General features: G+C 52.4%; 10 protein-coding genes. 1 reads left to right on the top strand and 9 read right to left on the bottom strand.

Annotated elements, in window-relative coordinates; genetic code table 11:
- Window positions 1-414: 414 nt before the first annotated feature.
- The 8 genes from PSE_RS01095 to htpX all read right to left on the bottom strand — a co-directional run bounded on the left by PSE_RS01095 (window position 415) and on the right by htpX (window position 10504).
- Complete coding sequence (locus tag PSE_RS01095; RefSeq protein ID WP_008550120.1) at window positions 415-867, bottom strand: GNAT family N-acetyltransferase; 453 nt, start codon at window positions 865-867, stop codon at window positions 415-417.
- A gap of 11 nt (window positions 868-878) precedes the next feature.
- Window positions 879-1622, bottom strand: coding sequence for a carbonic anhydrase (locus PSE_RS01100; protein WP_235861646.1), 744 nt, complete (start codon window positions 1620-1622; stop codon window positions 879-881).
- Window positions 1623-1736: 114 nt separating this feature from the next.
- The gene (locus PSE_RS01105; protein ID WP_014283183.1) at window positions 1737-2204 is read right to left on the bottom strand and encodes a GNAT family N-acetyltransferase; all 468 of its coding nucleotides are present in this window, start codon (window positions 2202-2204) and stop codon (window positions 1737-1739) included.
- Between the two features lie 99 nt (window positions 2205-2303).
- On the bottom strand, window positions 2304-3830 hold the full coding sequence (locus tag PSE_RS01110) for a glycosyltransferase family 39 protein (RefSeq protein WP_014283184.1): 1527 nt from the start codon (window positions 3828-3830) through the stop codon (window positions 2304-2306).
- Window positions 3831-3999: 169 nt separating this feature from the next.
- Window positions 4000-5616: a bifunctional phosphoribosylaminoimidazolecarboxamide formyltransferase/IMP cyclohydrolase gene (gene purH, locus PSE_RS01115; RefSeq protein ID WP_014283185.1), complete on the bottom strand. Its 1617-nt coding sequence runs from the start codon at window positions 5614-5616 to the stop codon at window positions 4000-4002.
- A 163-nt stretch (window positions 5617-5779) separates the two neighbouring features.
- Entirely contained in the window at window positions 5780-7438 is a 1659-nt protein-coding gene (locus PSE_RS01120; protein ID WP_014283186.1) for a heparinase II/III family protein, read from the bottom strand.
- Window positions 7439-7711: 273 nt separating this feature from the next.
- Window positions 7712-9160, bottom strand: a complete 1449-nt coding sequence (gene rsmB, locus PSE_RS01125) for a 16S rRNA (cytosine(967)-C(5))-methyltransferase RsmB (protein ID WP_014283187.1) — start codon at window positions 9158-9160, stop codon at window positions 7712-7714.
- A gap of 318 nt (window positions 9161-9478) precedes the next feature.
- A complete protein-coding gene (htpX, locus tag PSE_RS01130; RefSeq protein WP_014283188.1) occupies window positions 9479-10504 on the bottom strand; it encodes a zinc metalloprotease HtpX in 1026 nt (341 codons plus the stop codon).
- Between the two features lie 265 nt (window positions 10505-10769).
- On the opposite strand from htpX, the gene PSE_RS01135 reads away from it, so the two are divergent.
- Window positions 10770-10979 (top strand): DUF1674 domain-containing protein, encoded by a 210-nt coding sequence (locus tag PSE_RS01135; protein ID WP_193384394.1) that lies wholly within the window; start codon window positions 10770-10772, stop codon window positions 10977-10979.
- Here PSE_RS01135 and PSE_RS01140 read toward each other — a convergent pair.
- Window positions 10976-11980 (bottom strand): CorA family divalent cation transporter, encoded by a 1005-nt coding sequence (locus tag PSE_RS01140; protein ID WP_014283190.1) that lies wholly within the window; start codon window positions 11978-11980, stop codon window positions 10976-10978. The two genes, PSE_RS01135 and PSE_RS01140, sit on opposite strands and share 4 nt — an antisense overlap.
- Between the last annotated feature and the right edge of the window lie 114 nt (window positions 11981-12094).

Consider the following 12094-nt stretch of genomic DNA (forward strand, 5'->3'; position numbering starts at 1 on the left):
GCTTTTGTGAGGGGTAACGCATCTTGCAAAGGTCCGGTGGCACCGATTTTCAGGCGTGACTGCATGGCCTGAGAGGAAGGGCCCAAGCCTGAAGGGCATCACGCAGTGGCATTTGTCGGTCAGAGAGATAAATGTCAGGGGCAATGGACCTATCAGAGCAAGGAAACCTGCTCAGATACAGCCATTGTCCTTCCGGGAAACCGGCTATCGTGTCTTTCAGGATAAGAGGCGATGTTGGCCATACCAAAATGCCCGGGCAAGGCGACTAGCCGATGCCGAAGACTCTATTTTAAATAAGTAGCGCAGGCACCGCCTGTTCGCCTTGCCCTCCCCGTACCGGGAGTTTCACGTGAAAACACCGCCGGAAATTTCCAGCGGTGCTAAAACTGCTTGCAGAACGGGATGAAGCGCGCCTCACGCCGCTGCCTTTCCCTTCATCATGTGAAGCCGGTCCGCATCTTCCCGCAAAAGCTTATAACCAAGCTGCTCAATGAACACCTTCGCCGGATGCGTCCTGATGGGATTGAACGTCCAATGGCTGAAGCCCTTTTTCCGGATATCTTCCTCCGTACGTTCAAGCAGATACTTCGCCAGTCCGTAGCGGCGAAAATCCGGATGCACATACACGTTGAAGATATGAGCGCCATCGTTCTGGAGCCCCCAATAGCAATAGCCTCTGATCTCATCGGCCATTTCAGCCGCAAAAGTACGCGCCAGAACCTCTTCCATCCGCTTGCGGTGCACGGCCTCACATGCCTTCCACCGCTCAAAGTTCTGCGGTTCCAACTCTGCCATGTAATGAGCCTCAAGCTCCAGCAAAGCCGGAAGATCCTTTGCTTCAGATACCCTGACTATGGGAACAACCATCTGCGATCCTCTTATGTCACCAGCGTTACCTTGCCCGTATCAAGGTCATACACCCCGCCAACAACCTTCAGCGTCCCCGCCTTGAAGTGCTTGTCCAATATGGGTGATGCCTGCTGCAAAGCGGTCGTCCCCCACTGCACATTCGCCTTGATCGCGTTGACGAGGATATCTCCCTTCTCCGCCTGCGCCTGCTGCACAGGAGGACGAAGAAGCTCAACAAGTGTCTGGATATGTCCGGGGAACTGGTTGCCACTCTGCACGGAGGAAATCGCCGCTTTCACCGCACCACACTTCTCGTGGCCCAGCACCATAATCAGCTGCGTGCCCAGCACATCAACACAGAATTCAAGGCTGGCAAGCCCTTCCGGCGTCACAACATTACCGGCTACGCGCACAACAAAGAGATCTCCGCGCCCCGTATCAAACGCCAGCTCCGGCGCCACGCGGGAATCTGCACACCCAAGGATCGCCGCAAACGGGTTCTGCCCAGCGGCCAATGCGGCACGTGTGCTTTGGAAATCAGCGGGAGAGATATTCCCTTCAACGTAGCGCTTGTTACCATCCATCAGACGCTTAAGCGCATCATCACCACCAATCTCGTTTTTAGGGATAGGCGGTTCCTGCGCCCCGGCAGAAGAAACGGCACCAACACCACCCGTTGCCAGGGCAGCACCAAATACACCTGCCGTTTTCAGGAACTTGCGACGCTCCGGTGATCCAACCAGACCCGCTTTTTCATTGCACATCCAACACATAGGCTTCTCCTGGCCAAACAAACAAAAGTTGCCGCCAGCCTAAAAGCCCATTCTGGACATTCTGTTGTTGAATTGAGGGAAACAGCCCTAAACGAAAAGAACTCGCAATCGCACCTAAATTTCTCTTTCCAGCCGCGGCCCAATTTCTCTGAATTCGTTATTAAGATAAAAACTCAGAGTGGTCTTCCAGGCTGGCTGATGCGGCGCCCCCACTTCTAAGTAAGGCCAGTCCATCTCCTGCCCCTTCAACACCGCATGCTGCAACAGGCACTTGCCAACACCGGCACACCTGCCAGAGGGCACAACGTAAAATTCAACGATCTCACCAAAGCGCCCACCAGCATAAATGGCCTTCTTCTCCGCCAGCGTAATCAACCCCAGCAGCTCCCCATGGGATCTGGCCAGATAAGCCCAGTAGCGGGAACCATCATCGGTCAGAATATCCTCCGCCGTACTGCGGAACTCCCTCACATCCAGCTCATCATCAGGCCAAAGCTCACTCTCCATCGCAAAGACAAGTTCCCCCAAGCGATGGGCATCTGCTTCTCTGGCAGGCTCAACGGTAATCTCATCGAATATCACGGACCAATCTCCCTGATCTCAAATCGCCAGCAAGAGCCTAGCAATTTTGGGAGAACCTACCCATTCTCAAAACTGGGAGAACCTGAACGCAAAATGGCATCACTTCAGGGAGGCCTGATCACTCCCCTCCACAATGATGTAGCTATAATCGAACGGATACTTGGACCAGTGATGATAAGGCGCTGCTTCTATATGGATCTCACTGGAAGGAAGTGGCTTCCCCTTCAACTTTTCATATAGCGCCTTCATATTGTCCGGCACAGCCTTCGTATGCCCCTTCCACAACACCGCAACAGGATAGGCATAGTTGATATCGATGCCGGAGTACTCAGGAATAGTCACCGCCCAGTTGGGTTTCAGATCTCCAATGTTACCGGCAATACTGTGCGAGGTCGTAAGCACACTGCGCACACCATACTGCGCAAGCGTATCAACAATAGCCTGCGACGGCAGCGAATGCGCACTCGGCTTCTTGAAGCTGCCATAGGCAAAGTTGAAAGGAATAAGCACAACGATCACCCCAGCCAGAATACAGGCTGTTCCCAGCACAATCTTTGCCTGTCGCATGGAAACATCCGCAAACAACCACAGTGAAGCAACGAGCGGTGCCAGAAACAGGATCGGCTGAAGCCACCTGTCCTTCACATTAGTCGCCCCACTGGCAATCACAGAGACCGCAGCAATAATCAGCCCAAACACCACCACAAGCGTCAGCAGTTTCCGGAGAGGTTCGTTCACATACTGATCATGCTGCTCCTCATCCTTCCAATAAAAACTCGTCGCCCATGCACAGAAGAACAGAACCACAGCAACAATAACAAACTGAAGCGCCGCATTAATCAGAGAGAAAAACCCAGTCAGGAAATGCCGCTCAACCTTATCAATCCCGAACTTATGAACGCGCGCATAAATCAGATCCTGATTATCAAACATCCAAAATACCGGCGGAACCAGCAGGATCAAAGCAACGCCAGCAGAAACGGCAATGTATTTGGAGCAAAGAAAGCACCGGCCTTGCTCAATGCAAAACCCCGCCGCAATCAAAGCTGCAAACAGGAAAAGGTAATTGTATTTGGAAAGCGCCCCAGCCGCGATCACCACTCCAAACACAACAGCCCGCCACCAACTCGGCTTTTGAATGCAGGAAATGAAAAGATAAACGGTCCACGCTGAACAGGCGAACATCAAAACCGAATGGCTCAACGCTCGCTGTGACTCCCAGGAGATCTGCGGTAAAAACAGCAACGCCGCCGTCCCAATCGCTGCCAACGTCTTGTCCGAGACTTTCCGGGCAGTCAGCCAAACGCCCAGATATCCAAGGAACAACAAGGAGTTCTTCAGCAACGCCGTCGCAAAAAGTCCTTTGCCAAACACCGAAAAGAAAATGATCGTCAACCACGTATAAAGCGGCGGCTGCGGCCCATACCCAAGCTGAAAACTCTGCGCCGCAATAATCTGCTCCGCCTCATCCAAGCCCAAGACGGGCGAAGCAATGTAACGAACGAGTGTCTGAGCAATGAAATACCCGGCAAGGAGCCAAACAAAATAGTCCGTAATGAACTCTGCCCACTTATCAGAAGCAATGGCACGTTGAAATCTTGGAAGGAAACCCTGATCTTGCAGCATCTGTACCATGCGCAGTTAACGACGCTTGAGCGCCTTGTTTTCTTTCCCTCCACCATAACCAACACAACTAAGCATTGCCTTTCGGCATTCATTAAAACCAACCGGCCAATAAAAAAGCCCTCGCAAGCATTACCTGCGAAGGCTCAGAGCAATCAGATTATGTCGCCTGTTAGTGGCGGAAGTGGCGCATTCCGGTGACGACCATCGCCAGACCTGCTTCATCAGCGGCTTTGATCACTTCATCATCACGCATGGAACCACCCGGCTGAATGACAGCCGTCGCACCAGCTTCAGCTGCAGACAGAAGACCATCAGCGAACGGGAAGAACGCATCAGACGCAACCACACAGCCTTTGGTAAGAGGCTCAGCAAGGCCAGCTGCTTCAGCCGCATCCTCAGCTTTGCGTGCTGCAATGCGAGCGCTATCCACGCGGCTCATCTGCCCTGCGCCGATACCGACTGTTGCGCCGTCTTTCACGTAAACGATCGCATTGGATTTCACATGCTTGCCAACTCGGAAGGCCATTTTCAGATCAGCCAGTTCCTGCTCGGATGGTGCGCGCTTGGTCACCACTTTCAGATCCAGATCATCAACAACACCGCTGTCGCGATCCTGAACCAACAAGCCGCCGGAAACAGTCTTCACATAGAGACCTTTGGCGCGTGGATCAGAAAGACCACCGGTCAGAAGCAGACGCAGGTTCTTCTTCTTGGCAACCAGCGCAATCGCTTCTTCTGTCGCATCAGGAGCGATAATCACCTCAGTGAAGATCTTGGTGATCTCAGCCGCAGCATCTGCATCCAGAGTTCCGTTCAGAGCAACAATGCCACCAAATGCAGAAATCGGATCACAAGCCAGTGCCTTCTCATAGGCTTCTTTCAGAGTAGGCGCTTCAGCGACACCACAAGGGTTTGCGTGTTTGATGATAGCAACAGCCGCTGTACGTGCAGGATCAAACTCGGAAACCAGCTCAAACGCGGCATCCGTATCATTGATGTTGTTATAAGAAAGCTGCTTACCCTGCACCTGACGAGCAGTTGCAACACCTGGGCGCTGCTCACCGGTTACATAGAAACCAGCTGCCTGATGCGGGTTCTCACCATAACGCATCACTTCGTTCAGCTTGCCACCAATCGCGCGATAATCAGGCGCAGCTTCATCAATCTGCTCTGCCATCCAGTTGGAAACGGCAGCGTCATAAGCAGCGGTACGGGCAAATGCCTTCTGCGCAAGCTTCTTACGAAGTGCAATTGGAGACTGACCGTTATGCGTATCCATCGCTACAATCACAGCAGCGTAGTCAGCTGGATCAACGACAGTGGTCACATATGCATGGTTCTTAGCCGCTGCACGGGTCATCGCCGGGCCGCCAATGTCGATGTTTTCGACACCATTTGCGTAATCAGCACCAGAAGCGACAGTGTCTTCAAATGGGTAAAGGTTCACACAAAGAAGGTCGATACCGGTAATGCCATGCTCGCCCATCGCAGCAACGTGCTCAGCATCATCACGAATGCTCAGCAGGCCGCCATGAACCATAGGATGCAGCGTCTTAACGCGGCCATCCATAATTTCAGGAAAACCAGTAACCTCTGAAATATCTTTAACTGGGAGGCCAGCCTCAGCGATGGTTTTGCGAGTTCCACCTGTTGAGATCAGTTCAACACCACGTTCGGAGAGAGCTTTTGCAAACTCAACAAGACCAGTTTTATCGGAGACAGAAAGAAGCGCACGCTTAACCGATACGAGTTCAGGTATCGGAACGCCTTTGGAGACAACGGCCATGGGTAAAAGCCTACTCTCTTAGAGAAAATGGAAGGGTTTTGACGCCCGCCAAATAACACTTATTCACAGCCGTGGGAACCCATTTAATAGGGTGCAAGCCGGGTTTGACGGGTAACCTTTAGGAGCAGTTTACATCCCCTAAAGGGCAGGAGAATAAATGACGTTAGGTCTTCCGCCGTCCCTTCGCAGATGCTGTCTTTCTCAACATCCACGTCACGCTCTGTGCTTCTTTCACACTAAGCGAAATCACAATCTGCTGTGTCTGGCGATGACCGAACACGTCAGACAGATAGATTGATTCTTCAACGGAGAACTCCAGCCCTTCAGCTGTAAACTCCCACGCCTCGCCATCTGCACACTGCAAAACAGCAGCATCACCCATCGGCAACATGGTGCAAGTGACCTGCGGATGAAGATGGAACCGAATGGTCACCGTCTCTTCCTCGGCCTTGTCAGATGTTGGTTTGAAGCGATCAATACCGTCCAGAACCGTACCATCGCGTGAAAGCGTCAGATCACGTTCGTGATTAATCCCGTAGCGATCAACATACCCATCATGGCTCGCAATCACACGGTCAGAAAGATCCGTATCCTGCCGCTCAGCAGAAACATCTTTCGGGCCGGATAGAACCGGATTTCCCAGCACCTTATCGAAACGCGATGATGTCAGGAAACGGCAAGAGGAAGCATCACCAATGCCGGCAGTGGAATGAGCAGCCGTAGAACGTGCCACCATCTTCCACGCAACCTGCTCACGCGTAGAGACACCACAGTTCACCACAATGCGGTTGCGCTTTGAGGAGAACTCGAAAGACAAACAGCCAGCATGTGTACTGTTAGAAAAGCGTGTCGGTGGCGGAGCACCAACATCCATCACCACCAGACTGTCACCACCAGTCAAGCGTTGATAGCCAGAATGAGGTGCACTCACTGGAGGCGTTCCACGAGCATCATCATAAGCAAGGATCGTTGCCACCACATCACCCGGCGTGGAGGCCATGCCGTTAAAGTGGGCGAAAGAACCATCACCATGACGGAAGAAACGGATCATCGGCATCATGCGGTCGATGGATTCCATCATCACCGGAGAAACCGTTTGTCCTTGCATCACGAGTGCCTGGCGGATCGGCAACAGATCAACAAGGATCTCGATGATAGCACCAGGATGCCGGGAGATATGTCCACCATCCGGAAGGATCTGTCGTTTCAGCTCCTGATCAAGCCGCTTCAACGCCTGCTTGATGTGTCGCCCCTGCCCGTCCATGGAAACAGTCGCACACGCGTTTGCCATAGCTACAGTTAAACGTGGCAGGCCATCTGGCGCTTTGTTCATGGTCTTGCGAAGGAATCGCACCTGCCGGAACAGCGAACGCATGAAGGCACGATAGAAATCAGCTTCGCATCCGGTCAGCAACAACGGAGATTGCGCCATCCAACTTAGAACACGGCGAGCAACAACTTCCTGCTTCCAGCCAATGTCATGCCAGCGACCACAGGTCTTGATCCAGTCTTCAACCAAAGCACGGGCATTTTGCTGTGCCATATTGGTTTCAGCAGCACGCAAATGACGGAGCCAGGAAAATCCATGCAGAGCTTTCGCCCATTGCAGATTCGGAGGCTCTACATCAAACGGAGACTGACCGCCAACCTCAACCAGATGCCCTGCAAACAGGAAGCGTCCGGCATAGATATCAGCGGCATTCGTAGCGTCTGCAGTGCGAAGATCCTGAGGAGCAATAAGAAGACGCGATGGCGCACTCCCGAACGAGAACATGCGGAACATTGATCCCCCACGTGCCCAGTTCAGGCTGTTTTGAGCCATGTTTTGTGTCAAAAGGCTAAGGATTCTGAGCCTTTCGGACACTGTTGCGCCCGTCATACCCCTTCAGCTCTCCGCTATAGCGTGTCCTCGAAAACCATAGGCTTTCAAATAAGGAAACGCGTAAAAACAAAGATTTAGAGCGTGATCTATAAATGCGTTTTGCAACCGCACGCTCTAAACCAAACTTAATAAATGGTTTGCGCCCAAGCTCTTTAAATCTCGTTAACCATGCTCAATTTGCGCAAATCCTTAGTGACATTCCACCAGCTCTTTTTACGAGATGCGCAAACGAGCAGCGAAGAAGCCGTCCAGTCCACCGGATGTTTTGCCAGAAGATGGGTTCTGACCCGGCATCGCACGGAAGTCACCTTGGGAGTTGATCGCCTCGGCAACACCGCCGAGTTCCTCTGCCGTCACAGGCACACGCTGCACCTCTGGATGCTCCAGCAGCAAACGTTGAATCTGCAGCTCACCCTCTTCCTGTTCGAGTGAACAGGTGCAGTAAACCAGCGTACCGCCCGGTTTCAGCCAACCCAATGCTTTCTCAAGCAGTTCGTACTGCAGATCAGCCAGCTTGAGCACATCATCTTCACGCTTCAGCCAAGCCACATCAGGGTGGCGGCGAATGGTTCCGGTGGCAGAACACGGCGCATCAAGAAGGATCGCATCAAACAGATCAATCGGCACAAATTCACGAAGATCAGAGACTTCAGTCTCAGCTTCCAAACCAACGCGCTTCAGATTCTGCGTGAGACGCTGCAAACGACGCGCTGAGATATCGACAGCGGTAACATCTGCGCCAGCTGCTGCCAGCTGCATGGTTTTACCGCCCGGTGCAGCACATAGATCAGCAACCACTTTGCCTTTGATGTCGCCCAGCAAACGAGCAGGAACAGCTGCCGCAGCATCCTGAACCCACCATTTACCGTCGTCAAAACCCTCAAGCTTTTCAATTGGTCCATCTGGCTGAAGGCGCACAGAGTAGCCAAGCTGCGCTTCACCGCCCAGCTTTTCTGCCCACGCTTCACGATCAGCAGGCACTGTCAGGTCCAGATACGGTTCAGTCATATGCGCAGCGGACATCGCGCGCGCGGCCTCTTCACCGTAAACTTCACACCAACGCGCAAACATCCACTCAGGCGCATTCAGCTTCTCAGCATCCTGCTCTGCAATGATAGCAGCACCTTCACGTGTTGCCCGGCGCAGAACCGCATTGACAAGGTTCTTGTATGGTTTCGCACGTCCATCACGACCTGCCAGCGTCACTGCGAGGGATACGGCTGCATGATCAGGCACAGACATAAAGAACAGCTGCGCCATAGCAACATGGAGAATATCGAGAACACGACCGGTTTTCTCAGGGATTGGGCGATCAAGGAAGCGATCAATCACATCCTGAATCTGACCACGACGACGCAGCGCTGTACCGATAATCGCACGAACAAGTGCCCGATCATTCGGCTCAAGACGCTTGTAGCCCGGATGGCCATTATTCAGATCAAGCTCACCGTCCAGCGGCATACGCTTGCTGAGCACTTTACCTAAAAGGTCCGTCGCTGCTTTACGCGCTGCATAACCGGGATCTTTGAAAGTGCCCTCTACGCTATCTGCTTCAGAAGCTTGGTCATTACCTTTTGGAGTCTTCGGTGCTCCAGAACGCTTTCTCCCCTTGAACTTGGAGTTTTTGTCCTGAGAAGATGTGTTCTTACGCTCTGCGCTCATCGTTGATCCATGTATTCCAGAATGTGTCGCCAGATCCTCGGCGCCAGCTATTCTTGTAAAGATGCATTCTTGCGTGAAAGGCTTCTGTCAGAAACCGGAGTGGACCATCTGGTTCCACTAGAAGTTTTGGCGGATTACTGCCAATTGTCACCATAGGAGAACTGTCAAATCCCGCTCGGCTAACCACAGAACCTTTAATATTGCAAAGACAATTTGGGAAGCTCGAATAGTTATTCAGGTAAACACGGCACAATCAACAAAGCAAATGCGGAAGACACCCCGCATTCGCAGTTTTCTCTTGCTTTTTGGCCTTCTGGCTTAACCCCAAGGCCCCTTAGGCTTGCGAGGTTCATCGCGGCCAGACTGCTCACCACCCCGGCGCTGTCCGGTGTTACCAGCAGAACCCCATGGACCACTTGGACGACGGGCATCACGCTGCGGCTGCGCATTGGATGTTTCACGAACACCAAAATGACCGCCACCAGCACTCCGCATATCAGAAAAACCACCTTCTGAAGCCATTTCACGAAGCGCAGCGATACGGTTATCCGTGTTCGGGTGGGTGGAGAACAGGTTGTCCATGTTCTGGCCTGAGAGCGGATTGATGATGAACATGTGCGCCGTTGCCGGGTTATGTTCTGCATCCTCATTCACCACACGTGCCGCACCACCTGCAATCTTGTGCAGAGCAGAAGCAAGCCACAGCGGGTTACCACAGATCTGTGCACCCATACGGTCAGCTGCATACTCACGCGTTCTGGAAATCGCCATCTGAACCAAAGCAGCCGCCATCGGCGCCAGGAACATCATCAGGATCGAGCCAATCAGACCAAGCGGGTTATTACGGTTTCCGCCAAAGAAGAACGTAAAGTTAGCCAGCATGGAGATCGCACCGGCAATCGTCGCTGTGATCGTCATGATCAGCGTGTCACGGTTTTTCACGTGCGCCAGCTCGTGCGCCATCACGCCAGCCACTTCTTCTTTTGTCAGGCTGTTCAGCAAACCAGTTGTCGCGGCCACCGCCGCATTTTCAGGGTTTCGACCCGTTGCAAACGCATTTGGCTGCGGGTTGTTGATCACATAAACCTTCGGCATCGGCAGTTCAGCACGTGCCGCCATGGTACGAACCATACCATAAAGCTCCGGTGCCTGCCGCTCATCCACCTCCTGCGCATGGTGCATGGCCAAAACCATGCGATCCGAATTCCAGTAGGAGAAGATGTTCATGCCACCGGCAATCAGAAGCGCAATCAGCATGCCGGTTTGGCCGCCAATCATGAAGCCAATACCCATAAACAAAGCGGTCATCGCCGCAAGCAGCATGCCGGTCCGTACATAGTTCATGGTTTCAACGCTCCAATCTGTTCTCTAATTCGCCAATTTCGGCAGTCGTCTATCAATGAACGCAGTGCCCATTGCAAAACACAGGCTCTCGCGCCTATATCTAAGCCTACGCGATCATTGTGAAACTACCACTACCTGCTTAAGTGGTAGCTCCAAATGGCAAACGCAAGCTTACAGAAGCGATAAGCGGCATCAGCCAACGGGGATTGAAATGGAAAAAGAGAACAAATCAGCCGTCGAAAACTTCAAAGCACAAGAAGTTGATATGTCTGAACAGGTCGAAGAAGCACCAAAAAAACGCCGGTTCGAAGACCTGCCCCCGGCAGCACAGCGCGCTCTGAAAGAAGCTGAAGAACGCCGCGCTGAAATCGACGCTGCACAAAAAGCAATGCCAAAAGAACTCAACGGCCGCGGTGGTCTGGATCCTGCCCGCTACAGCGATTGGGAAGTTAAAGGCATCACCAGCGATTTCTAAAACATCTTAAACCATCGGACGATCATAAACAGAACCAGTCCGATAAGAACCAGCAGTGCCGTGACCACTGTAAATGCAACAGGGTCATGGCTTCCGGGAATGCCCGCAACGTTAATGCCCAGCAATCCCGTAATGAAGCTGAGCGGCAGGAACACAACAGCAATCGCTGCCATCATCAACATGGAACGATTGGTTGTCTCAGAGCGTTTGAACATAATCTGGTCGTGAACAATTTCAGCACGTTCACGGATAGCATCCATCTCTTCAGCAATTCTAAGAGCACGATCACCCGCTTCACGCACGCGTCGTTTATTCACGCGATTAACCCAGCTGAAATTCTCAATTTCAAAGTTTCGAATGGTATCCAGAAACGCCAGCATGCTACGGCGAACGATTGTGGCGAACCGCCTCACCCGGGCCAACTCACTCTCCCACGGATGATCACCAGTTTCCAAAACCACATCTTCCAAATGATCAATCCGGTCTTGAAGTTCCTCAACCATGTCTTCTGCGCGCTCAGCAATAGCCAGAACCAATCGCGCCCAAAATTCCGCAGTACTTTCAGGCGGTACGCGCTTATTGAAGCTTTCAACCAGACTGCAAAACACCTCCAGCGGCTCATGCCAGACACAGATGATCCTGCGTTCATCAACCCAAACATGGGCATATTCCATGTCGCCGCTTTCCTGACTGGGCAACTCATTGAAGGAGTTGATCGCGATAAACACCCCTTTCGAACGCACATGACAATGCGGGCGCACCTCTCGTGCAAGCAACTCATCAATATCGCTGTGTTCTAACCCCGCCTCTTCAAGAAACTCTCTGTTCTGAGCGGCGACCCGTTGCAGATAAGCCCAATAAAATTCATCGGGCTCCAGCTCATAGTCACGTAGCTCTGCTAGTGTGAACCTGCGCATGCCTTTGGATTTGGAGAAAACAACAACAAACGAAGAATCCAGATGGATATGGCTTGCTTCAATGTTTTCTGTGGTTTGCGCCATTTCGACAAATCCCGGCCCAAGTTCGATCCTAACTCAGCCAGCACATCAAAACCCACACTTCTAAAAAATCAGATGACAAACCCCAGAAGAAACACCTATTCAGCTTAGCGCACA

The sequence above is a fragment of the Pseudovibrio sp. FO-BEG1 genome, from assembly GCF_000236645.1.
In the GTDB taxonomy this organism is placed as follows: Bacteria; Pseudomonadota; Alphaproteobacteria; order Rhizobiales; family Stappiaceae; genus Pseudovibrio.

Bases quoted from the DNA above. Each gene is read 5' to 3' on its own strand.
- PSE_RS01095 (WP_008550120.1), bottom strand. From the start codon at position 867: ATGGTTGTTCCCATAGTCAGGGTATCTGAAGCAAAGGATCTTCCGGCT.
- PSE_RS01100 (WP_235861646.1), bottom strand. From the start codon at position 1,622: ATGTGTTGGATGTGCAATGAAAAAGCGGGTCTGGTTGGATCACCGGAG.
- PSE_RS01110 (WP_014283184.1), bottom strand. From the start codon at position 3,830: ATGCTGCAAGATCAGGGTTTCCTTCCAAGATTTCAACGTGCCATTGCT.
- purH (WP_014283185.1), bottom strand. From the start codon at position 5,616: ATGGCCGTTGTCTCCAAAGGCGTTCCGATACCTGAACTCGTATCGGTT.
- PSE_RS01120 (WP_014283186.1), bottom strand. From the start codon at position 7,438: ATGGCTCAAAACAGCCTGAACTGGGCACGTGGGGGATCAATGTTCCGC.
- rsmB (WP_014283187.1), bottom strand. From the start codon at position 9,160: ATGAGCGCAGAGCGTAAGAACACATCTTCTCAGGACAAAAACTCCAAG.
- htpX (WP_014283188.1), bottom strand. From the start codon at position 10,504: ATGAACTATGTACGGACCGGCATGCTGCTTGCGGCGATGACCGCTTTG.
- PSE_RS01135 (WP_193384394.1), top strand. From the start codon at position 10,770: ATGTCTGAACAGGTCGAAGAAGCACCAAAAAAACGCCGGTTCGAAGAC.
- PSE_RS01140 (WP_014283190.1), bottom strand. From the start codon at position 11,980: ATGGCGCAAACCACAGAAAACATTGAAGCAAGCCATATCCATCTGGAT.